The organism is Streptomyces luteolus, from assembly GCF_029968015.1.
Classification (GTDB): Bacteria; Actinomycetota; Actinomycetes; order Streptomycetales; family Streptomycetaceae; genus Streptomyces; species Streptomyces luteolus.
In genome coordinates, this window is the sequence record NZ_JASCIS010000020.1 from 1 (window position 1) to 20,627 (window position 20,627).

General features: G+C 67.8%; 25 protein-coding genes. 10 read left to right on the plus strand and 15 right to left on the minus strand.

Annotated elements, in window-relative coordinates; all coding sequences use genetic code 11:
* The first annotated feature begins 184 nt into the window (after positions 1-184).
* Positions 185-976, plus strand: coding sequence for a hypothetical protein (locus QIT00_RS20295; protein WP_282536738.1), 792 nt, complete (start codon positions 185-187; stop codon positions 974-976).
* 68 nt (positions 977-1,044) lie between these two features.
* On the opposite strand, the gene QIT00_RS20300 is transcribed toward QIT00_RS20295, so the two are convergent.
* The 4 genes from QIT00_RS20300 to QIT00_RS20315 all read right to left on the minus strand — a co-directional run bounded on the left by QIT00_RS20300 (position 1,045) and on the right by QIT00_RS20315 (position 3,122).
* Positions 1,045-1,353 carry a hypothetical protein gene (locus QIT00_RS20300; RefSeq protein ID WP_282536739.1) on the minus strand — a complete coding sequence of 103 codons (309 nt, stop codon included), beginning with the start codon at positions 1,351-1,353 and terminating at the stop codon, positions 1,045-1,047.
* Positions 1,350-2,081, minus strand: coding sequence for a GntR family transcriptional regulator (locus tag QIT00_RS20305; RefSeq protein ID WP_282536740.1), 732 nt, complete (start codon positions 2,079-2,081; stop codon positions 1,350-1,352). Before QIT00_RS20305 ends, QIT00_RS20300 begins: the two co-directional genes overlap by 4 nt.
* Positions 2,082-2,089: 8 nt before the next feature.
* Complete coding sequence (locus QIT00_RS20310) at positions 2,090-2,314, minus strand: hypothetical protein (RefSeq protein WP_282536741.1); 225 nt, start codon at positions 2,312-2,314, stop codon at positions 2,090-2,092.
* A 511-nt stretch (positions 2,315-2,825) separates the two neighbouring features.
* On the minus strand, positions 2,826-3,122 hold the full coding sequence (locus QIT00_RS20315; protein WP_282536870.1) for a hypothetical protein: 297 nt from the start codon (positions 3,120-3,122) through the stop codon (positions 2,826-2,828).
* Between the two features lie 72 nt (positions 3,123-3,194).
* On the opposite strand from QIT00_RS20315, the gene QIT00_RS20320 reads away from it, so the two are divergent.
* Both QIT00_RS20320 and QIT00_RS20325 read left to right on the plus strand, forming a co-directional pair.
* The gene (locus QIT00_RS20320; RefSeq protein WP_282536742.1) at positions 3,195-3,950 is read left to right on the plus strand and encodes a GntR family transcriptional regulator; all 756 of its coding nucleotides are present in this window, start codon (positions 3,195-3,197) and stop codon (positions 3,948-3,950) included.
* 29 nt (positions 3,951-3,979) lie between these two features.
* Complete coding sequence (locus QIT00_RS20325) at positions 3,980-4,168, plus strand: hypothetical protein (RefSeq protein ID WP_282536743.1); 189 nt, start codon at positions 3,980-3,982, stop codon at positions 4,166-4,168.
* Positions 4,169-4,555: 387 nt separating this feature from the next.
* On the opposite strand, the gene QIT00_RS20330 is transcribed toward QIT00_RS20325, so the two are convergent.
* The 8 genes from QIT00_RS20330 to QIT00_RS20365 form a co-directional block, all read right to left on the minus strand.
* Positions 4,556-5,686, minus strand: coding sequence for a hypothetical protein (locus QIT00_RS20330; RefSeq protein ID WP_282536744.1), 1,131 nt, complete (start codon positions 5,684-5,686; stop codon positions 4,556-4,558).
* Positions 5,687-5,721: 35 nt separating this feature from the next.
* Complete coding sequence (locus QIT00_RS20335; protein WP_282536745.1) at positions 5,722-5,922, minus strand: hypothetical protein; 201 nt, start codon at positions 5,920-5,922, stop codon at positions 5,722-5,724.
* 820 nt (positions 5,923-6,742) lie between these two features.
* The gene (locus QIT00_RS20340; protein WP_282536746.1) at positions 6,743-6,958 is read right to left on the minus strand and encodes a cation transporter; all 216 of its coding nucleotides are present in this window, start codon (positions 6,956-6,958) and stop codon (positions 6,743-6,745) included.
* Positions 6,955-8,022, minus strand: coding sequence for an urease accessory protein UreH domain-containing protein (locus QIT00_RS20345; protein ID WP_282536747.1), 1,068 nt, complete (start codon positions 8,020-8,022; stop codon positions 6,955-6,957). The genes QIT00_RS20340 and QIT00_RS20345 overlap by 4 nt, the downstream gene beginning before the upstream one ends.
* An 88-nt stretch (positions 8,023-8,110) precedes the next feature.
* Entirely contained in the window at positions 8,111-8,743 is a 633-nt protein-coding gene (locus QIT00_RS20350; RefSeq protein ID WP_282536748.1) for a hypothetical protein, read from the minus strand.
* Positions 8,744-9,189: 446 nt separating this feature from the next.
* The gene (locus QIT00_RS20355; RefSeq protein WP_282536749.1) at positions 9,190-9,957 is read right to left on the minus strand and encodes a cation transporter; all 768 of its coding nucleotides are present in this window, start codon (positions 9,955-9,957) and stop codon (positions 9,190-9,192) included.
* Positions 9,921-10,259 (minus strand): ArsR/SmtB family transcription factor, encoded by a 339-nt coding sequence (locus QIT00_RS20360; protein ID WP_282536750.1) that lies wholly within the window; start codon positions 10,257-10,259, stop codon positions 9,921-9,923. The genes QIT00_RS20355 and QIT00_RS20360 overlap by 37 nt, the downstream gene beginning before the upstream one ends.
* A 115-nt stretch (positions 10,260-10,374) precedes the next feature.
* Complete coding sequence (locus QIT00_RS20365) at positions 10,375-11,145, minus strand: methyltransferase domain-containing protein (RefSeq protein WP_282536751.1); 771 nt, start codon at positions 11,143-11,145, stop codon at positions 10,375-10,377.
* A gap of 28 nt (positions 11,146-11,173) precedes the next feature.
* On the opposite strand from QIT00_RS20365, the gene QIT00_RS20370 reads away from it, so the two are divergent.
* Complete coding sequence (locus QIT00_RS20370) at positions 11,174-11,626, plus strand: helix-turn-helix domain-containing protein (protein WP_282536752.1); 453 nt, start codon at positions 11,174-11,176, stop codon at positions 11,624-11,626.
* A gap of 110 nt (positions 11,627-11,736) precedes the next feature.
* Here the strand turns inward: QIT00_RS20370 and QIT00_RS20375 are convergent, their stop codons facing one another.
* On the minus strand, positions 11,737-12,453 hold the full coding sequence (locus tag QIT00_RS20375; protein ID WP_282536753.1) for a DUF1326 domain-containing protein: 717 nt from the start codon (positions 12,451-12,453) through the stop codon (positions 11,737-11,739).
* Between the two features lie 828 nt (positions 12,454-13,281).
* Between QIT00_RS20375 and QIT00_RS20380 the strand changes: the two genes are divergently transcribed.
* The 6 genes from QIT00_RS20380 to QIT00_RS20400 all read left to right on the plus strand — a co-directional run bounded on the left by QIT00_RS20380 (position 13,282) and on the right by QIT00_RS20400 (position 19,431).
* Positions 13,282-13,785, plus strand: a complete 504-nt coding sequence (locus QIT00_RS20380; protein ID WP_282536754.1) for a hypothetical protein — start codon at positions 13,282-13,284, stop codon at positions 13,783-13,785.
* Between the two features lie 93 nt (positions 13,786-13,878).
* Positions 13,879-14,562, plus strand: coding sequence for a DUF305 domain-containing protein (locus QIT00_RS20385; RefSeq protein WP_282536755.1), 684 nt, complete (start codon positions 13,879-13,881; stop codon positions 14,560-14,562).
* 134 nt (positions 14,563-14,696) lie between these two features.
* On the plus strand, positions 14,697-15,581 hold the full coding sequence (locus QIT00_RS20390; RefSeq protein ID WP_282536756.1) for a F510_1955 family glycosylhydrolase: 885 nt from the start codon (positions 14,697-14,699) through the stop codon (positions 15,579-15,581).
* 134 nt (positions 15,582-15,715) lie between these two features.
* The gene (locus tag QIT00_RS38965; protein WP_408909807.1) at positions 15,716-16,138 is read left to right on the plus strand and encodes a DUF6153 family protein; all 423 of its coding nucleotides are present in this window, start codon (positions 15,716-15,718) and stop codon (positions 16,136-16,138) included.
* Positions 16,139-16,999: 861 nt separating this feature from the next.
* Positions 17,000-18,070, plus strand: a complete 1,071-nt coding sequence (locus tag QIT00_RS20395) for a PLP-dependent cysteine synthase family protein (protein ID WP_282536871.1) — start codon at positions 17,000-17,002, stop codon at positions 18,068-18,070.
* Positions 18,067-19,431 (plus strand): MDR family MFS transporter, encoded by a 1,365-nt coding sequence (locus QIT00_RS20400; RefSeq protein ID WP_282536757.1) that lies wholly within the window; start codon positions 18,067-18,069, stop codon positions 19,429-19,431. The genes QIT00_RS20395 and QIT00_RS20400 overlap by 4 nt, the downstream gene beginning before the upstream one ends.
* 433 nt (positions 19,432-19,864) lie before the next feature.
* On the opposite strand, the gene QIT00_RS20410 is transcribed toward QIT00_RS20400, so the two are convergent.
* Together QIT00_RS20410 and QIT00_RS20415 are read right to left on the minus strand one after the other, a co-directional pair.
* Positions 19,865-20,116, minus strand: a complete 252-nt coding sequence (locus QIT00_RS20410; protein WP_282536759.1) for a hypothetical protein — start codon at positions 20,114-20,116, stop codon at positions 19,865-19,867.
* A 3-nt stretch (positions 20,117-20,119) separates the two neighbouring features.
* A complete protein-coding gene (locus QIT00_RS20415) occupies positions 20,120-20,473 on the minus strand; it encodes a hypothetical protein (RefSeq protein WP_282536760.1) in 354 nt (117 codons plus the stop codon).
* Between the last annotated feature and the right edge of the window lie 154 nt (positions 20,474-20,627).

Here is a 20,627-nt window from a genome sequence, read left to right on the forward strand (position 1 = left end):
AAGGGTTCCACGTCCTGCACGGTGGCGACGTCCATCGTTATGAGGCGAACCATCAAGAACATCTGCCCCTGTTGCGCCTGGGGATCGCGTACATGTCCAAACCCAAAAGCGATGCGAACGGCACCCTCCTCCAGGCACAATGCGTGCAACCTGACAGCACTGAGGGATGACAGAAGGAAACGTCGTGATCACTCCGGAATGGCGGCCTCTTTCCCACGAGGCTGGGCTTGCCTCATACTCGCTGAGGGGTGGTCTGGCAAGTCTCAGGAAAGCCAACTACGCCGACCCTCAACTCTACTACGGCGGATTCTTTCAATACACCATCGGTCTCGAACGTGTCATGAAGCTCGCTCTAATCGTTGACTATATTGTGCAGAACGGTAGGTTTCCGTCCGACCGGCAGTTCGCGAAGAAGTACGGGCACGGACTCACGGAGCTCCTTGCGGGCATCACAGACGTCCGGAATCGCCTTGCCCCATCGGCACGTGTTTGGGAACTGCCGGATGCAGATCTGACTAACGCAGCTATCTCATTCCTCTCAGACTTCGCAATCAGGGCTCGCTACTACAACATTGACGTTCTCACCGGGAAAGCGAAGACTCAGGACCCAGTGGAGCGGTGGTTCTCTGAAGTTGGAAGACTACTCATAAGCAAGCGGAAGCGTCCGTGGCGCGACGTGGACTGGGCTCGAAAGCTGGACGCCCATGCGAATGCAGCAGTGTTTCAGTTCGAGACAGAAGATGGGTCCCCCATCCAGGGGTTCGCCGCAGCCGCTCAGGCTGCAAACGAGAGTGAATACGTGGCCAAGGAAGGCACATTTCTCTGCGCCAGAATCGCACGCCACGCAATTTCTATACTAGTAGCCCGGGGCGGCCAGATTCCGAACGAAATACCCGTCCCGCATTTTGTCGAGTTCTTTTATCTATTCACCATGGATGACGCTTACCTGAAGCGTCAAAAATCCTTCCAAGCTTAGGCAAGAAGCCCACGACTGCTGAGTTTTTCAGCCGTGGGCTTCTTTTGTGCAGGTTGTCGGGAGCGAGGTCAGTAGGTGGGCTCGCGCGGTTCGGTCAGCGTCAGGAGGTGGCCGCGGCTGGCGGCGACGCGGAGGACGTCGCGCAAGGCGCCGGTCAGGTCCCTTGCCAGGTGCCGCAGCTCTTCGATGGCCGTGTCCTGGTCGTTGACGGTCTCGGTCGCGCCTTCCAACAGCTCTTCCGCTGAGTCAAGTTGGACCGATTCCATATTGTCGGCCAGCCGGGACATGTAGCCGCCCCTGTCGTCGGTGCTCAGGTAGCAGGGCTTGCCCTCTGGGCCCGACCACGGGAGGAGACGCAGTTCGTTCGGCTCGGTCATGCTCGGGCCTGCCTCTCGTCGGTCATGGTGTGCGTGGTGAAGACGGCGTCGATGCGGTCTCCGGGGAAGGTCAGGAGCGCGGCTTCGACGATGCGGCCGGCGGAGTCGGTGGAGATGCGGGTGATGGAGAGGACGACCGACGCGGTGGCGAGCCGGAGGGACGACGCTTCGACGGTTGTCGGTGGGCGAGCGCACACCGTCTCTCGGACAGCAGCGGGAGTCGGGCCGAGTTGGGCGAATCTCGCGGCTGTCTGCCGGGAGGCGGAGTTGTCGTCGAGCACTCCGGCCGGGGCCAGGTCACGCGGCAGGTAGATGCGCGCCAGGCCGTGCGGAGACTCCCCCTCGTAGCTGAGGCACGTGAACTCTGCGAGGGGACTGCCCGTAGGAACCCCCAGCAGGGTTGCCAAGTGCGCTTGAGCCTCAACCGTGTTGCTGCGAACGGTGACGCGCAATACCGGCTCGGCAGCCATCCACGGGTCCAGGATTCCCCAGCCGCCGACGTACATGGTTTTGCGGAGCGGGCGGCGGACGAAGTTGCCCTTGCCGTGGATCTTCTCGACGAGGCCTTCGCCTTGGAGTACGGCCAGGGCGTGCCGCAAGGTCAACGTGCTGACCTTGTACCGGTCGGCCAGGTCGGCTTCGGACGGCAGGCGTTCACTGGGCCGGATGCGGCCGCTGGTGATCTGCTGCCGCAGGTCGGCGGCGATGGTGTGGCGGCGTGAGCGCATGGAGCCGGTCACCGCCTTCCCCGCATGCGCACGGCGACGAGCCGAGTACGCGCATGTATGGTCAGCAACTCGCCTGACTCAAAGACCAGTTGCTTCGCTCCCTGGGGGAGCTGGAAGAGGTCTCCAACTCGGTAGGCATGGCCCCCGAGTTGGATGACATCGCCGCGTTGGACAGTGGCCGCGTTGACCTCGATGTTGGAGACCAGTGCACCAGCTGGGGTTGGGGAGCTCACCGCGTCACCTCCATGAGCGCGGGCAGGTCGCCAGCCGCATGGCAACGGCAGCCGCACGCTTCGCAGATCAACGGGATACCGGCGGGGGTCGGAGCCGGGTCGGACTCGGCGCAGTCGGAGTGCGTACCGACCCTGCATGCGGCCGAGCGATACGAAGCGGGGGAGGCGTCCGTGATCCTCGACTGTCGACGGGATGCCATCAGCGGCCTCCCACCAGGGCCGACCGGGCATCCGCGGGCAGGTGAGGGGCGACGAACACAGAAAGCGCCCGGACCCGCCTTTCACACGCCAGCACGTACGGACGGACGAGTGCGACGTCCTCCCCAGCGAGCAGAGAGCAATGAGGCACCGGGCGGGCGGGGGTGCCAACACCTGCCCGTAGAGCGGGAGAAGAGGCCGGAAGGCAGGAGGGCATTAACGGACGGGTTCGCCGGTGCCTGCCCCTAGAGGAATTCCGCACCCTGGCAAGGGACAGGGCGCGGCAGATACGGTTGAACACGCTGTTCAGCTCCTATCGCTGACGGCTCGGTCCCCCGACATCGCCCGTCGAGGGGACCGTTCTGCGTACGACCGCCCAGAGGGTGCGGCCGTTCAAGCTGGCGGCGAGAAGCCCGAATTGATCGGCCTCGGCCACCACGTCCAGGACCTCCCGCCATAACTCGGCGGAGGGTTCACCGGGCACTTCCGCTTCCACCGATGTGTGCCTTGGGTGTTCCTCCACTCGTACGGAGAGCCCCAGGGCGGACAACCGGGCAGCGATGGACCCCGCGCTCACTCCCGAACCACTCCCGAACTGGGCACAGGGCAGCCTCCGTTGCTCGACAATCACGTTCAGTGAAGCCAGTTAACTAGATTGGAGCTAGTGGACTAGATTTTCCATATGCCTGAGCAGCCGCCCTATCTCCGCATCGCCGACGAACTGCGGCGGCGCATCGCGGACCACGAGTGGGAACCTGGGGACCGCCTGCCCTCCCGCGCCCAGATCGGCCAGGAGTGCGGCGTGGGCGAGAACGTGGTGCGCCGGGCCCAGGAGTTGCTGATCTCGCAAGGCGTGCTTGAGGGACGTGCCGGTTCGGGTACGTACGTCGCCGAGCCCCGGCAACGCGTACGCGTGGTGCGGTCGTCCGCACGCGAGCAGCCCGAAGGGTCGCCGTTCCGCGCCGACATGAAGGCCGTCGGCAGACAGGGCGACTGGGAGAGCAGGACCGACGCCAAAGTGCCGGCCCCCACAGACATCGCGGTGCGGCTCGGGATCTCCGAGGGCGAGCTGTGCGTCCGGACCACGTACGAGTTCCTGGCGGACGCCAAGCCCGTTCAGCTGTCGACGAGTTGGGAGCCGTACGACCTCACCGCCGGCACCCTCGTCGTACTCCCCGAAGGCGGACCGCATGCAGGCGCCGGAGTCGTGAACCGCATGGCGGCCATCGGCATCACCGTCAGCCACGCCGTCGAGCAACCGGAACCCCGGCAGGCGACCGCCGAGGAGGCGTCGCTGCTCGGCATCCAGAAGGCCGCACTCGTCACGCACATCCGGCGGACCTACTACAGCGACGACGGGCGGCCAGTCGAGACGGCGGACATCGTGGTGCCCGCCAGCCGCTGCGAGATCGTGTACGAAGTCCCGATCAGTCGTTAGCACGGGATAGCGCGGATTAGGCAGGGCAGTTGAGTAAGCGGCGCTACGTTGCCCGGGGGGTACCCGGCGGGTACCGGATCTGGGACAACAAGGCCCGACGCTGGTGGGGCGACCTGTACGAACTCTGCCCTGACGATCTGCTCGCAGAGCTGAACAGCGGCGCCAACCTCGAGAAGATCACCGCCCTCATGAAGCGCTACCGCGCCCTCAAGCGATAGCCCGTGTTCCTCATGGCACCCGGCCGGTGGCGACAGGTCCCCGCCATCGCCCGTACGGTGTTCGGAGCAAGGGCCCCAACTGGGCTCTGTTTACTCAGGAACCGCAGTCGCGGCCGGCATCACATTGCCAGCCCGAGAAGCCGCCTTCGCGGGGATTCTCGATGTCGTGGTCGAACTGAAGGATTCCCCAAGCAACCCAGGCAATGAAGGCGATACATAGGCCGAGTCCGCCCCACAGCGCCACCTTCTTCAGAAGGGCGCCTCGGCCTGTGCCGTTCTCGTGGGAGCCAGGTCCGCGGCCCCCGTCCCGGGCAGCACCCTGGCGCCCCGGACGGGCGGTGTCCGACGGTTCCGGAAGCGGTGGCCGTGCTCCCGTGTGCCGGCCCTTCATGAGCGGGCCGTCATGTCACCCGACGAGCCAGACACGTTGAAGTCCCGTGCCATTCCGGAAGTGTGCAGATGAGCGATATCGGCCTGCTCCAACTCCATGCCCAACGGCCCCGGTCCGCCGCCGGACACCGTGGCACGGTGCTCGCTGGGGATGCCCCAGTCGTACCGTTTTTTGACCTCGACGTGGTACGTGATCTCGCCGTCCTCCTTCTCCCCAACGAGACGGTATTGAAAGTGGTTCAGCGCGTAGTACCACTCCATGCTGCTGTCACCGTGCTCTGGCTTGGGCGCGGTGGAGGACCAGTCGGTGGTAAACGGCCCGTCCTCTCGCTTACGGACGTCGTTCTTCAGGGTGTTGTCGACGTCCTTTTGGAAAGCAGGGATCTCATCCATCATCTGTTGCGGGTCGACCTCGACTGGCTTCCCGGTGCCTTCCAAGTAATGCTGAACCAGGCCAGCGGCCGTCGGCCAGCCCTTGATCGTGGCGAAGTAGGCGGCCACGTTGTTGAGTTGGTTATGGACCTGGCGGTCTTTGGCAGTGGGCTCCACAACGCCGAATTCACGGTTCTCGGTCTCGAAGTTGTCGACCGTGCCGAAGATCACCTTGAGGCTCTTCGTCAGCCATTCGTCGTCTTCCGCAGCATCATCGAGAAGCTTCCGCGCACGGGTTTCGAGTGAGTCTGCAGTTGCCCTACGCTCGGCCAGCTTCCTGTCGGCCTCCGGGTCGTTCCGGTCGTAGAACGCCTCCCATGCGACGCTGCCCGTATCGGAGATCGTCATCACTTCCCGCTGGGCCTCTTCTTGAAGCTTCTCGGCTCGCAGCTTCAGCCCCGCCAGCCCCTTCACACCGCCACGGCCGGTGTCGCCGTCAGCCTCTGTGTCCAGGAACTTCCGCAGCGCTCTGACCTCTTTGTCCAGCGCTTCTATGTTCATCTGGACGCGATCACAGTATTTCTGCGCAGCGCGGCCGCCATCGCCACGCCAGTGGTCCTTGCTGAGAGGCACCACCACGTCATTTTCAAAGCCCGTCAGGGCTTCCTTCAGCTTCTTGTGGATCGTCGCCCACTCGTCAGCGAACGTTTCCAGTCCTGCGACGTCAAGTCGCAGCAGCGCGGTGAAGCTGGGCATGTCCCATTCCTGTGTGCCGTTGAAGTCTGTGGATGTCAGGAGAACTGAGAGGCCGTGCGCGTCTCGTTCGCGTCGTAGGCATCCGCGCTGAGACGGAAGTTGTCCGCTGCCTGGTCGAGCCGCTGAACGACGAACCGATTCAGGTCCTCCCAACGCCCTTCAAGCTCGTCGAGGCTGCCGACGAAGTCCCACCCCTCGGCAGCTCGGGCCAAGTCGACACTCGCGTCCTCCCCCAAGCCCCGTGTCTTACGGATGACCTCGGACGCTGTTTCGCAGTGTTCAGCCCTCTTACGCAGGAACGATGATGTGACACCAAGGTCCGGGTCTTTGCCCCACGGAGCCGGCGGGGTCGGGCTGGGATTCGGAGAGGGCGACGGCTCGGGGGTGGGGCGATCGCCGCCAGATCCTGGCCCGGAGGGCGAGGGGCTTGGGGTGGGGCCCGGCGATGGCTCCGCGGTCAATGCGTATGCTGCCCTCGGATCGACTGGCTCGCCCATGATCTCCCCCAGCTACCGCGTACACACGTCCCTCATGGGACGTGATGGACTCTAATGAAATGTACAGGACACTCAAATGGGGGCCGCGAGTCCACCTCACGATTCCGGCCCGTGCCCGATCCGTGCCCGGCCTGTCGGGGCACCCCGGGGAACGGCGGCGAAACACCAACCACCACTGACTCATCCCTAGAAGCCATAGCTGCAGGTCAGAGGCCAAATCCGCTGAGATCACCCCGCGATTCCCAAGCTCAGAGCGCGGGTTCGATTCCCGTCACCCGCTCCACAGCTCAGCCCCAGGTCATCGACCTGGGGCTAGTTTGTTGTCTAGTCCAATTTCGGCGCTCGTGCCATTCGCGTGCCATAACGGGGCGGCCGACGCTGGCAGTTGAGGGTTTCCGGACCTTGCCCGGTGACCTGACCTGGCGTCATTCCAAATCGCGAGACGCTTTTCAGTGACCTGGGTCGCAGGTGTGCGGACGCGGTGCGTCGGTGCCAGACCGGCCGCGTGGCTCCGCCCTAGGCCCAGGACGGCGCCACGGGCCAGGGCGGCAGCCGACAGTCAGGCGGTGGCTGTAGCCGTGTAGCCGGCGGCGGCGATGGCCGCGACGATCTCCTGGGCCGGGACTGGGCGTTCGAGTTCGACGACGGTGCGTTCGGTGCGCAGGTTGGTGGTGCTGGTGGTGACGCCGGGGAGTTCTTCGATCTCGTCGTCGATGAGGAGTCCGCAGCTGTTGCAGTGCATGCCGGTGATCGCGAATTCGAGGCGGAGGGTCATCGGGCGGTCTCCTTCGGGGTGGTGGTGCGGGAGCCAGTGGGCTGTTGGAAGGTGATCTCGCCGCCGTACATGCCCATGCCGCAGGTGAAGTTGAGGGTGCCGGGTTTGGGGGTGCCGAGGTCGATGGGGGTCTTGCCGGTGACGGGGAGGATCTCTTGGACGCCCTCGTCGGGGACGACGAAGGAGCGGACGCAGCCGTTGGTGTTGTCGGTGGCGACGACGAGTTTGGTCGGTACGCCGGCGGTCGCGGTGATGGCGGTGGGTGCGTAGGAGTTGGTGCGGGCCTGGACGGTGATGGTCTGGACTCCGTCGGTTGTGGTCACTGTCTTCTGCGGGGGCTGCGCGGCCGCTGCCGCGGGGGCGGTTGCGGGGGTGGGCCACCAGCCGCCCAGGCGCAGTCCGGAGCCTGCGGTCCACAGCGCGACGGCGAGGACGATCACGGCAGTGACGATGCTGAGGCGGCCCTGCCAGCGGCGGGCTGCGGAGCGGAGCAGGAAGCCGAGTACGGCGAAGAGCGGGCCGGTGCCGAGGACGAACCCGGCCATGACGGCCGCTCCGGCGAGCGGGGATCCGGCGGTGACCGCGATCAGCTCCACGCTGAGGGTGACGCCGCAGGGGATGAGGACGGTGAGGAATCCGAGGACGGCCGGGGTGGTGACGGCGGTCGACTTCGCCGACCTGCGTACTCGCCGTCCCCACGAGGCGGGCGGCCGCGGGACGAAGCGGCGCACGGCACGGACGCCGAGCATGTCGAGGGCGAACAGCAGCATCAGCACCGCGCTGGCGATGAGGAGTACGGCGCGGGCGCGCGGGCCGGGCTGGATGGCTGCGCCGACCAGGCCGAGGGCGGCGCCGAGGAGGGTGTGGGAGGCGAGCTTGGCGCCGAGGAATGCGCCCACGGGGGCGAACAGGCCGCTGCGCTCCCATGCTTCGGAGCTCCAGGCGGTGGCCCGGCGGCCGACGGCGCTGGCGAGCAGGCCGCCCTGGACTGCGGCGCAGGAGGCGCCGCCCGCGAAGAGACCGGTGGTCAAGCCGGTGACGAACAAGGTGGTGGTGGAGGCCATGAGGTAAGGACTCTCTCTGCTGAGATGGCCGGATCAGGACATGACGAGGCACCCGGAGGCCCAACGGGCAGGCAGGGTGCGGGTGTTGTCAGGTCCGGCTGACGCAGAGGAACACGACGGGATCGGGTGCCCGGGGCCAGGCGCACCCGTCGTCGACTGCTGCAGCGCTCAGCGGTTCGGCGGGGACCGGAGGTACCGCGAGGGTGTCCGTGCCGGGGGCGGCGGCGGGTGCGACAAACAGCGGCGTGTGCGCAGTCGTGAGCGGGCAGTCCATGCTCATGGCCGGACACTCGTCGGGCGCGGGAGCCGCCGCATGCAGGCCCTGTTCCCTCTCCGCGTGGGCCACCTCGGCGATCACGGCAGGGGTCGTCATGACGGGCATGGGCTCGGCCATGGCCATGGTGGTGTACGCGGGGCCCCACATCAGGTAGGCGCAGGCCAGCAGGACACCGGCCACAAGGGCGGCGAGCGCGGGCCGGGGGCGCCGGGTGGGGTGGACGGGCACGTCCGTGATGCTATCCAGACACCCCCGGCCTCCTGACTCTCCGGCGGCGCGGCGTCCAACGCCGGGCAAGAACCGACCGGCCCTGCGGGCGTACGCGTCGTACGCCTCGATGTGCACGGAGCGGAGGTAGGGCTGCTCCTCGACGATGCGTACTTGCAGTTGGACCGCCGTGACGAGGGCGGTCAGGGCGGGGAGGGCGACCGTGTTGGGCACCATGAGGGCCAGGCCAGGCCGGTCGCGGTCGCGACCATCGCGGTGAAGACCGGGTTGCGTACGGCGGCGAACATCCCCGAGGTGACCAGGGCGGTGCGTTCCCCCGCCTCGACGCCACCCGCCACGACGTACCCATCGCGCTCTGTGCGAGCAGCGTGGTCATGATCCCGGTGACGGTGATCACGAGTCCCGCCCCGCGCAGCAGCAGCGACCCGGTGCCTGGCAGATCCGGGAGGCCGGTGAGTGAGGCGATCGGAGCGGCGCCGCCGCCGAGGAGCGCGAGGACGAACAGCACGCCCGCCCACCACGAGGCGGAGCCCGCTCGGCCGGAGAGGCCGCGGAACCCGGCGTCGCCGGTTCGGCGGGCCTGGAGCGCGGCCCGGAACCCGAAGGCGGTCACGGCCCAGCCGGTGAACAGAGCCAGTGCCGCCCACGCCCACCCGGTCACGTCACGTCGCCGTGTCCTTTGTACCGGTGCAGCAGGTGTCGCCGGAGCTGCCGCAAGCACTGCTCTTCTCGTCGGCCCCAGGTGCTGCGAGGGTCGGCGCGGGACCGCAGGCGCAGCCCTTGCCCTGCCAGGCGTCGATGCCCTCCTTCACCGCGACGGCCGCGATCACCAGGGCGGCGAACGGGTCGGCCCAGGACCAGCCGAGGGTCGCGTTGAGGACCAGGCCGATCAGCAGAACGGCGGACAGGTACGTGCACAGCAGCGTCTGCTTGGAGTCGGCGACCGCGGAGGCGGAGCCGAGTTCGCGACCCGCCCTGCGCTGCGCGGCCGACAGGAACGGCATGACCGCCAGCGACAGTGCGGCGATGACGATGCCCGGCAGGGACGTCTCGGCCTCGCCCGTTCCGCTGAGCGCGCGTACGGCATCAACGGAAACGTAAGCGGCGAGCGCGAAGAAGGAGACCGCGGTGATCCGCAGCGTCGTCTTCTCCCGCGCCTCGCGTACGGCGTGGTCGCGGGCGGAGAACTGCCAGGCGACCGCGGCGGCGGAGGACACCTCGATGACCGAGTCCAGGCCGAAGCCGACCAGCGCGGTCGAGGAGGCGATCGTCCCGGCGGTGATCGCGACGATCGCCTCGATCACGTTGTAGGCGATGGTCACAGCGACCAGGAACCGTATCCGCCGCGCCAGCGCGTCCCGGCGAGCGGGCGACGGTGCGAGCGATAGGAGACTCACGGGCAGCAGCCCTCCGTCTCCGCGTCGACGCATGTCTTGTCGGCCTCCACTGCCAGGACCGCCGAACGCAGGTCCCCGAGGGCGTGCCCGAGTCGGGCGTCGGACAGCTCGTACCGCGTACGGCGGCCGTCCGGGGTCGCGACGACCAGGCCGCAGTCGCGCAGGCACGCAAGGTGGTTGGAGAGCCTGGTCCTGGAGATGCCCAACGCGTCGGCGAAGTCGGAGGGATAGCCGGGCCCCTGCTGCAGCTTCAGCAGGATGCGGCAGCGGATCGGGTCGGCGAGGGCGCGGCCGAACCGCGCCAGAGCCTCGATGTCGGTCGCGAGAGTCAGCACACCCAAACAATACAGAGAATCCTGAATTCAGGAAGTCCTGTATTAGCTGCCGCGCGCCCTCGGCGCAACAAGGCTGTTGGGCCGTCGCACCTCCACCCCTGGTCAGGTGGGCCCTTCACCGTGGTGCGGTCGCCGCGGCCACGAACATCGGCAGTGCCAGGAAGAACCGGTCGGCCTCGGCCCTCGCGCGCTGTTCAGCGATCCATCTGTCTGCCTGCTCGCGCGTGACGGCATGGGTGGAGCAGGCTCCTTCGGCCAGTCCGACGAGCACGGGCAGCATCGTCGGCCCGGTGAAGACGCCTGTGTGCACCTGGACCGTCACATCGTCGAAGCCGGCGTCAAGGAGCAGGTTGCGATACCGGCGAGCAGCACGAGGTCCTGCCGTCATATCTGCTCGGGCGTGCACGACAGTCCGCGTGAGGGCGGGATCGGCGGAGTCGATGACGAACGTGTCCCAGTCCTGCCCGACCAGCACGATCCGCCCTCCCGGCGTCAGAACCCGGCGGGCTTCTGCCAACGCCCCTTCAGGAGCGACCAGTTCATGGAACACCTTGTCGGCCCGGTAGCCGTCCACCGAGGCGTCCGGCAACGGCAGGTCGTACGCTCCGGCGATCCGGAAGAGGGCCTTGGGCCACCGGTCGCGGGCCACGGCGATCATCCGCTCGCTCGGGTCCATGCCGGTGACCTCCACGCCCTGGTCGACGAGTTCCGCCACGGCCCGTCCAGCGCCGCACCCCACGTCCACCACTGACTTTCCGGCTGCGGCGCCCAGCAAGTCGTAGGAGAGAGCTCGTAGTTCACGGACTTCCGGTAGCTGGTCCGCCGCGTCGAGCAGTGCGATGAGTTCGTCCGTCAACTGGAGTGCCTGATCCGTTTCCCTGGTCATGAGACCCAGGCTGCGACTTAATGTCAGCATGAAGTCAAGCGAGCACGGGCCGCCGCTTTCCGTCGATCGTGAACCGGTCAGCATCGGCGCGATCGCCCAGCATTTCGGACTGGCCACCCATGTTCTGCGCCACTGGGAGTCGATGGGGCTTCTCACTCCGGTACGCGATGCCGCCGGGCGGCGTCGCTACGGCATCACCGACCGAACTCGCGTCGCCGTCACCATGCGAGCCAAGGAGGCAGGGCTCTCCCTCAACACGATCCGCTCCCTGGCCACCGCCTCCGATCCGGTACGGCGACGCCAAATCCTCGGCGAGGAGGCCGAGTTGCTCCGCTCCCGGATAACGGCCGCGCAGGCGTCCCTCGATCTCATCGAATGCGCCCTGGACTGCGACCATGAGGACTTCACTCAGTGCGCCGACTTCCAGCAGCTGGTGGCGGGGCGCATCGGCATCGCCCCTGGCTCCCGCACGACTGCCTGAGGCCCATCGACGACTGTCGCTCCCGCGGCGCCTGCGAGGGTTCCGCGCCGACGCAGATCACGTACGGCTCGCGCGGGAGCCGTACGTGATCTGCGGGTGACCGGTGCCGGTCAGGGGCGCCAGTCGAAGGGGAAGTGCTTGCTGGAGCCGCCCCGGTACTCGTGTGAGAAGTCGAACCCTTCCGCGTGGTCACCGTCGACGACGCCCCAGGTCGCGATCTGCCCAGGCCCGACCTCGGCTCCTGGTGCGTTGATGAGCTGGACGCGGCGGTTGGGGTCGGCCGTGGGGCCGGTGAGCGCGTTGGCACCGACGGCGACCTTGTCGGCCACGCTTGCCCGCCAGTACGAAAGGTCTTCGGGGGCCTCGAAGTGGATGGGTGCGTACCGGACTTCGCGCAGGTCGCTGATGAGAGAGCCGAACTCGCCGGGCCAGCCGCCGGCGCGGCCGGCGAAAATCTGCTCCAGAGCGTCGCGCTGAGCCTCGTCGCCCTTCGAGTCGATGTACAGCATCGCCTTCATCGTCGCGTCCGGGTCTCCGACCCACATGTTCCCCGCGAACTCGCCGAGCGCCACAACCCCCAGGCCATCGAGGCGTACGTCACCGAAGTACCCCTCGTGCACCTGCCAGACGAGAGTGAAGAGGCAGTCGCCGTGCGTCGGCGACTGGGCGAAGGTGCAGGGGCACGGCAGCGCACAGCTGCACACGTCGAACCACTCACCGCGCAAGTGCCAGTCGGGTACAGCGTCGCCCTTCACCTCCGGGGCCTTGCCGGCGTCGATGACGCGCGGAGCAGGGAGGGGCGCTGATGTGGCGGGCGTCGTGCACATGGAGACCTCCAGGGTGGGTGACGGGCGTGGAGCAGTTGCGGCGTCGGATACCCCTAGGGGGTACTCGACACCGTGAGACTAGGACGCTCGACACCGATGAGTCAACTACCCCCCGGGGGTATGCACCCGCCACCCCACACCACCCCTCCGGCTCGATCGAGGCATGGGGGGCGACGGTGCACCAGCAGTCCAGGCGACTGAAGTCGGCGGAGCCCGCCAGGGAGGACAGGGGTACGGCGCGACAGCGACAGGGGCGGCCCGACTCAGGCGCACGCCTCAAGCGACTGGAGCACCAACCGCGATGGCGCGCCGACGGCGTTGCACCCAGGGCGACGAAAGGCTCCACCCCCTCGCACCGGCATTAACCCGTCGGCGACGAAAGCCCCAGTCGGCGCGCGACACGCAACCGGTCATCACCGAGGGGCAGTTGAGTGACTCCACCTGGCGAATCCGGCCCGGCAGGCCCTCCCTCGAAATTCCGATCACCCACGCTAGGCATATACCCCCCGGGGTATATGGTTCGGATCAACGCCCCGGCGGACAACGCCAGAAGGCGCAACACACCCACGGGAGATGCACCTCACGCGCGGTCGCTTGCCGGCCCCAGGCCCACAGGCGGTGCATGATCTCCGCCTCCAGCTCACCCGGCTGACGCACCGCCGCTCGCTCCACTCCCGGAGTCCGACCCGCTCGCCCCTCCAGCACCAACGACCACTCATCGTAATCACCGGATTCACCCGCGCCGGGGCTCGTACCGGAGGCCGGGCACCCGGTCCCGTGGCGCGCACCGTCAGTCGCTTCGGTAGCCTCGGCAGCGGAGGTCCGGCGATGAAGGTGAGCAAGTACGTACGAGCGGGTGGTGCCCTGGCGCACCTCCTGCTGGTCGTCGTGCTTGCGTTCGGTGTGTTCGTGATGCACACCGTCGGGCATCCGGACGAGCCCTCGGGGGCCGGCATGAGCGCCGGAGCACACGCGTCCGCCATGCACGGCGGGGCCGGCATGAGCGCCGGAGCACACGCGTCCGCCATGCACGGCGGTGCCAACGGCGACGCTGCCACGACCGATGCCGCCATGACGACGGCTGCCGGACACGAGTCCGTCGGCGCCCACCACCGGTCGGCGGACGAACCCGCCTCCGGGATGGCGATGGACATGACGTCGCTGTGCGTCGCTGTGCTCGGCGTCTGGGCTTTCGCAGCGCTGCTGTACGCGGCGTTCGCGCGCCGTCCTGCGTGGCTGGCGGACCTGCTGGCGCGCACTGTCGTCGCGCTGCGGCCCCATGCGCCACCCCTCAGACCCGATCTCACCCAGCTGTCAGTCCTGCGGATCTAGGCCGAACCGTCCGCACGGGCGCGCTTCGTGCTGCGCCGCGTGCACCCACGTACGCCAACAGACCCGCAGTACCGACACCAGAGGTGTATCGACATGAGCTCCACCAACCGCACTCGCACGGCCCGCCGTTCCGTGCGCCGCCGTACCGCGCTCGTCGGCGTGATCGCCGCCGGGTCCCTGCTGCTTGCCGCGTGCGGCAACGACGACAGCGGAATGGACGGCATGGACCACGGCTCGGACTCCACCGCCGCGGCCTCCAAGGAGCCGGGCAAGGACACGGACGCTTCCGCCGACTTCAACGACGCGGACGTCACCTTCGCTCAGGGCATGATCCCGCACCACCAGCAGGCCATCGAGATGTCCGAGCTGGCCGAGACCCGCGCCTCTGACCCGGAGATCAAGAAGCTGGCCGGGCAGATCAAGAAGGCCCAGGACCCGGAGATCAAGACCCTCCAGGGCTGGCTGAAGTCCTGGGGCAAGCCCACCGAGGCGGGGTCCGGCATGGACCACTCCGAGCACGGCGGCATGGACGGCATGGACGGCATGGACGGCATGATGTCCGAGCAGGACATGAAGGATCTTGAGGCCGCCAAGGGCACGAAGTTCGACCGCGCCTTCGCCGAGATGATGATCGAGCACCACAACGGCGCGATCAAGATGGCCGAGGACGAGAAGAAGAACGGCAAGAGCGCGGACGCGAAGAAGATGGCCGACGCCATCATCAAGGGCCAGTCCGCCGAGGTCGACCAGTTCGAGAAGATCCTCGACCGGATCTGACCCTCATCCTCAACGGCCGACTGCCCGCCCGGGCTCCGCGCTTCGCCCTTCGGCCGCGCGGGCCCGGGCGGGTCCCGTGGCACTCAGCCTCCACGCGCCGCAGGGATGCGCGCGCCCCACGCTCCGAAGGACCCATGAACAAGCACCGTGCCGCCGCCGCGGCCGCAGCACTCACTCTCACCACCCTCCTGGCCGCCTGCGCAGGCAAAGACCAGTCGGACTCGCCCGGTTCGTCCGGCGGGAACCAGTCCTCCGACCTGGCCATCAGCCACATCCACGGCCTCGGTCTCGACCCGTCCGACCAGCGCCTGTACGTCGCCACCCACGAAGGCGTCTACACCCCGGACGCCGACGGCAAGCCCAAGTTGGTGGGCGACAGCAAGGACGACTTCATGGGCTTCACCGTGGCCCAGAGGAACACCTTCTACGCCAGCGGCCACCCCGCACCGGGCTCAGCCGGTCCGGGCAACAAAGGGCTGATCAAGAGCACCGACGGCGGCAAGACCTGGAAGTCGCTGTCCTTGTCCGGCGAGTCCGACTTCCACGCACTGGAGTACGCCCACAACACCGTCTACGGCTACGACGCCACCAACGGCCTGCTGCGCACCAGCAAAGACGGTGCCGCCTGGACCGACGGCGCGAAGCTCCAGGCCCTCGACATAGCCGTGTCCCCCGAGGACCGAGACCTCGTCCTCGCCACCACCGCCGACGGCGTCGCCCGCAGCACCGACGGCGGCAAGACCTTCGCCAAGGGGGAGCAGCCCACGATGGCTTTCGTCTCCTGGAAGACGGAAGACGCCCTGTTCGGCATCGACCCCACCGGTGCCCTGTACCGCAGCAAAGACGGCGGTTCGACCTGGAAGAAGGCCGGCACCGTGCCCGGCGGACAGCCGCAGGCCCTGACCGCGGCGGGCGCCGAGCGCGTCCTGGCCGCCACTCAGAACGGCGTCTACGAATCGAAGGACGGCGGCAAGTCGTTCACGAAGCGGCTCGCGGTGGAGTCCACCGGCGGGCACTGAGCCCGTGAACCGACGAGCCCACTCCGAGCCGGCCCAGAAGTGCGGCCGTGTCCGACGGGACACGTAGGCCAATTCACACACTGTTCAGCCGAGTTGCTTGTGCAGCACGCGTGAATTGCCGCTACGATCACGGCATGGTCACGGCCACCCGGACAACTACACCGCTCCGGGCCCGCAGGCAAGTTGCGGGCCCGTTGCGGCTGTTCTGGTTTGCCGCGCTCATTCTGGGCCTTTTGTATACGCATGGCGTGAGCAGTGAAACCGCCGCACACCATGTCGCCCCCAGCGCCCCCAGCGCCTCCATCGCGGCCACGACGTCGGCCGCACAGGACGAACCAGCCGCCCCTCCCGCCGGGCATGACGGCGGATCGACCGATCACGCAGCCGAGGAATGCCTCTCGGGCCAGCCCCAGCAGGGCGTTGACCTGCCGGCTCCGTGCTCGACGCCGCTCGACGGCGTTCGCCCCGCACCTCTCGACCCCCTCGCGAACTCTCGCTCGGCCGACGCCACCGGCTCGCCCGCAGCAGGGAGAGATCCAGCGATTCTCCGGGTCTAGGCCGATCCACGACATACAGGTCACCCCGTCACCCCTCTTTAGCCAGCGCTACAACGGCACTTCTGCCGTCGGGGTATCACGATGTATCACGACCTGTGCCGCGTGACCGAAATCTCGCACTGCCTGCACATATAAGGCGCCGGTAAGTAGTCGAGCCCTTTCGGCACCCCCTTCTGTCGTCCGACCGACCTCCTCTGACCGCGCATTTCGGTGTTCGAAATGCACGGCCTGCCGTACGGAGTGCTGTGACGCACATCTCCCCTGCCAAACTTCCCTTGGGAAGAAATCCAGTACGCAATTCTGCGCACACAGAGGGCCACGCCCCGGCCATTCCAGTTGCGCGATCGCGCTTCCGGCCGTGGCTTCTCCTCGGTGGCCTTCTCTTCGTCCTCGCCGGCTGCCTACTTCCTGGCGAAAGCGGCGAACATGCCGCCTCCTCTCGGCCGGTGCTGTCCGCGTCTGCCGACGTCGCATCGCCGCAGGACGGGTCTTCCCAGCACCACGAGCCGGCCTGTGAGGTCCTGCCTCACGCCGGTCAGGGCACGTCGGCCCCGCAGTCGTGGGCTCTCGACGCCCTGCCGCTCGCTGCCCTGGCACACGCGCCGGCCGAGCCCGAAGCACAGCCCTCCGCCAGCCGCGCCTCCCGCGTACCGCTGTGTGCCCGAAGAGCACATTCCCGCCTCTGCCGGTGGCTCGTCTAGGCCGCTCCCCGCGTGCTGCCGCACGCATCGAGCGACCCACAGCACCCGTACGTAGAGCGAAAGCGAAGCCATGCGATCTCAAACCTTCACGATCTCCACCGACTCAGCCACCCCCAACACCGAACCCGCGTCCGCCGCGACTCTGCTGCGCGGTCAAGGAATGTCCGGCCTCGTCGGCAACACCCCCGTACTGCACGTCTCTGAACCCCTGGTCCCGGCAGGCCGCGGGTTCTGGGCGAAGCTCGAAGGCTTCAACCCCGGCGGCATCAAGGACCGTCCCGGCCTGCACATGGTCGAACGCGCCCGCACACGCGGCGAGTTGAAGCCCGGCGGCCGCATCATCGAGTCCACCAGCGGCACCCTCGGACTCGGACTCGCCCTGGCCGGGATGGTCTACGGCCACCCGGTCACCCTCGTCACCGACCCGGGCCTGGAACGTTCCATGACCCAACTCCTTACCGCGTACGGAGCGCGGGTCAACATGGTCTCCGAGCCGCACCCGACCGGCGGCTGGCAGCAGGCCCGCCGCGAACGCGTGGCCCAACTCCTCAAGCAGCACCCCGAATCCTGGAGCCCGGACCAGTACAGCAACCCGGACAACGTGTCCGCGTACACCCCGCTCGCCCTCGAACTCGCCTCCGAACTGGGCCACATCGACGTATTGGTGTGCAGCGTCGGCACAGGCGGCCACTCCGCTGGTGTCTCCCGTGTCCTGAAGCAGCTCTACCCTGAGCTGCAGCTGGTCGGCGTCGACACCGTGAACTCGACCCTCTTCGGGCAGACCGCGGGGCCGCGTCTCATGCGTGGCCTCGGCAACAGCATCCACCCCCGCAACGTCGCCTACGAGAACTTCTCCGAGGTGCACTGGGTCGCCCCGGCCGAGGCCGTGTGGACCTGCCGACAGCTCGCCACCTCGCACTACGCCACCGGCGGCTGGAGCGTCGGCGCCGTCGCGCTCGTCGCGGGCTGGCTGGCCCGCACCCGGCCCGCGGACACCCGTATCGCGGCGATCTTCCCCGACGGCCCGCAGCGCTACCTCGGCACGGTCTACGACGACGACTACTGCGCCGCCCACGGACTGCTCGACTTCCCGCCGGCCCTCGAACCGGACGTGATCGGCCGGCCCGACGAGAAGCAGGTCAGCCGCTGGACCCGGTGCACGGCAGTGGTCGACCCACTGGCCCTCGCCGAACAGGCGGACGGCTCCGGCGCGGAGGAGAAGAGCAAGTGAAGGCCACCATCGCGCAGGTGCGCACCTACCCGCGCAGTGTGCAGCTGTTGATGGTGAACCAGTTCACCATCAACCTCGGCTTCTACATGCTGATGCCGTACCTCGCCCAGCACCTGTCCGGATCGCTCGGCCTGGCCGGCTGGACCGTCGGACTCATCCTGGGCGTACGGAACTTCAGCCAGCAGGGCATGTTCCTCGTTGGCGGCACCCTGGCCGACCGGCTCGGCTACAAGCCCGTGATCATCACCGGACTCGTCCTGCGCATCGTCGGCTTCGCCACCCTCGGACTGGTCGACTCCGTCCCCGCCCTGCTGGCCGCCTCCGCAGCCACCGGGCTTGCGGGAGCCCTCTTCAACCCGGCCGTCAGGGCGTACGTGTCGGTGGAGACGGGCGAGCGCCGGATCGACGCCTTCGCCCTGTTCAACGTCTTCTACCAGGCCGGAATCCTGCTCGGCCCGCTGGTCGGCATGCTCCTGACCGGCGTCGACTTCAGCGTCACCTGTCTGGTGTCCGCCGGGATTTTCGCGCTCCTGAGCATCGTCCAGATGCGTGCTCTGCCCGCCCGCAGGGCCGACGACGCACAGAACACGCTGAACCCGCAGGCGGCACAGACCTCGAAGCACACGCGGCGCGCCAAGCATGGGCGGCACGCAAGGCGAGCACAGGAGGGCGTGCTGTCGCAGTGGCGGGGCATCGTGGCCAACCGGCCGTTCCTGCTGTTCTCGGCGGCCATGATCGGCTTCTACGTCCTGCAGTTCCAGGTCTACCTCTCCCTGCCCCTTGAGGTCCGACGCCTCGGCGGAGACGGGGAGTTCGGCACTGCGGCGGTGGCGGTGATGTTCGCGGTCTCGGGCCTGAGCACGATCCTCTTCCAGACCAAGGTGACCGCCTGGTGCAAGGCCCGCATGGAGCCGGGCCAGGCGCTGAGCCGAGGGCTGCTCATCATGGGCCTGGCGTTCGTGCCGCTGATCGTGCCCACCGTGGTCCCTGTACCGGAGGGCGGCATGGGTCTGTGGCTGCTCGCCGCCGGGCCGCCGACGCTCGCCGCGTTCCTCCTTGCGGTGGGCACGATGATCGCCTACCCCTTCGAGATGGACACCATTGTCCGGCTCTCCGGTGACCGGCTCGTCGCCACCCACTACGGGCTCTACAACACCATCTGCGGCATCGGCATCACCCTCGGCAACCTGGGCACCGGCGCCGCCCTCGACTCGGCCCGAGCAGCGGGCATGGCCGCGATTCCGTGGCTCGCGCTGACCGTCCTGGGCATCGCCTGCGCCACCGCGTTGTACGGGCTGCACCGCAGCGGTCGCCTGGTGCCGCCCGCACCGGATCCGCAGCCCGAGCTCGTGAAGGTCTGACCACTGCCAGGGCCTGACTCGACGGCCCTGAAATCCCCGACGGCCCCGTAGGAGAGGGGCGGGCAGCACGACGGCCCGCCCCTCTACCCGGCCGTGCCCAGTTCTCCCAGGAGTGACGAATGCCCTCCCCTGCCCTGCCCTGCCCTGCCGGCATCAACTGCTTTGCAGCTGAGCCCGTTTCATGGAGTCCGCTACGACGCCCGCCGTATCGGAGATATCTCCGCCACGGTGTGTCCCCCATACGACGACATCGGCCCCGCCCGCGTACGGAACCTGCGGTCTCGCCCCCACCACATCGCCCAATTGCTGCACGATTCAGCTGAACCGGCTTCGCAGCGGCGGCGACACGGCCCTGCGGCGGAGCGGAGGCGGCGTGCCGCATCCTGCACCCGGGTGTCGGACGAACCGGTCCGGTCTGGGCTGCCCGATGGCCCTACTCGATGATCCACACCTCGTTGAGCTTGGCCTTGCGCGCCTCGGGCCGCACCTCTGCTGCCTCGCCCTGGTCGGCCTCCGCGTCGTCGCTGGACATCGCCTGTGTTGCCGGCTCCGCCTCAGGGGATTCTCCGACGTACCCGCCGGGGTGCGTGTCCGGAGCGGGAGCCGTAGCGTCGTCGGTCAGCTTGTCGGGGTCAGCACTGCTCGCCGACTGCCCGTCCGACTTGTCGTTCTGACGGTTGCTCATGAGTCACTCCAGCGCGCTCGTGGCATGGTGGGTGTCGTATGCCTGCCATGGATCTTTACTCCATCCACCGGTGGCGCAAACCGGGGTGATTGCGAATGCGCTGGCCACCATGGGAAAAGGACCTGACATGGCTGACTCCACCCTCCTGATCGCCGAGATCAACCACGGCTCGACCACATCGATGCCGACGGCGAACTCACCGAGCACGACCACATCATCTGCGGACCACGGGTCGCGACGCGCCTGAGGCACGCGTCCGGCTCGGACGCAGAGCAGCGCATCGTCGACGCCTACGTCCGGATCTGCCGCCAGCTGCACCTGCCGCACATCACGGGCGGCGGCGACTCGAACCCCCAAGGAACAGTTCCTGCAGTCCACACTCACGCTCGCCGACGACCGGGAGGCCGCACGGGCATCGATGGGGACGGCTACCTGTCCGCCGAGGAATTCACCCCCGCCGTGATCGAGTACTGGTCCAGCAGAGCCCCGGAGGCACCCGGAAACTGATGGA

Coding starts and splice junctions, on each gene's coding strand:
- QIT00_RS20300 (WP_282536739.1), bottom strand. CDS start 1,353: ATGACCGAGCCGAACGAACTGCGTCTCCTCCCGTGGTCGGGCCCAGAG.
- QIT00_RS20305 (WP_282536740.1), bottom strand. CDS start 2,081: ATGCGCTCACGCCGCCACACCATCGCCGCCGACCTGCGGCAGCAGATC.
- QIT00_RS20320 (WP_282536742.1), top strand. CDS start 3,195: ATGCCTGAGCAGCCGCCCTATCTCCGCATCGCCGACGAACTGCGGCGG.
- QIT00_RS20330 (WP_282536744.1), bottom strand. CDS start 5,686: ATGCCCAGCTTCACCGCGCTGCTGCGACTTGACGTCGCAGGACTGGAA.
- QIT00_RS20340 (WP_282536746.1), bottom strand. CDS start 6,958: ATGACCCTCCGCCTCGAATTCGCGATCACCGGCATGCACTGCAACAGC.
- QIT00_RS20345 (WP_282536747.1), bottom strand. CDS start 8,022: ATGGCCTCCACCACCACCTTGTTCGTCACCGGCTTGACCACCGGTCTC.
- QIT00_RS20350 (WP_282536748.1), bottom strand. CDS start 8,743: ATGGTGCCCAACACGGTCGCCCTCCCCGCCCTGACCGCCCTCGTCACG.
- QIT00_RS20355 (WP_282536749.1), bottom strand. CDS start 9,957: ATGCGTCGACGCGGAGACGGAGGGCTGCTGCCCGTGAGTCTCCTATCG.
- QIT00_RS20365 (WP_282536751.1), bottom strand. CDS start 11,145: ATGACCAGGGAAACGGATCAGGCACTCCAGTTGACGGACGAACTCATC.
- QIT00_RS20370 (WP_282536752.1), top strand. CDS start 11,174: ATGAAGTCAAGCGAGCACGGGCCGCCGCTTTCCGTCGATCGTGAACCG.
- QIT00_RS20375 (WP_282536753.1), bottom strand. CDS start 12,453: ATGTGCACGACGCCCGCCACATCAGCGCCCCTCCCTGCTCCGCGCGTC.
- QIT00_RS20380 (WP_282536754.1), top strand. CDS start 13,282: ATGAAGGTGAGCAAGTACGTACGAGCGGGTGGTGCCCTGGCGCACCTC.
- QIT00_RS20385 (WP_282536755.1), top strand. CDS start 13,879: ATGAGCTCCACCAACCGCACTCGCACGGCCCGCCGTTCCGTGCGCCGC.
- QIT00_RS20390 (WP_282536756.1), top strand. CDS start 14,697: ATGAACAAGCACCGTGCCGCCGCCGCGGCCGCAGCACTCACTCTCACC.
- QIT00_RS38965 (WP_408909807.1), top strand. CDS start 15,716: ATGGTCACGGCCACCCGGACAACTACACCGCTCCGGGCCCGCAGGCAA.
- QIT00_RS20395 (WP_282536871.1), top strand. CDS start 17,000: ATGTCCGGCCTCGTCGGCAACACCCCCGTACTGCACGTCTCTGAACCC.
- QIT00_RS20410 (WP_282536759.1), bottom strand. CDS start 20,116: ATGAGCAACCGTCAGAACGACAAGTCGGACGGGCAGTCGGCGAGCAGT.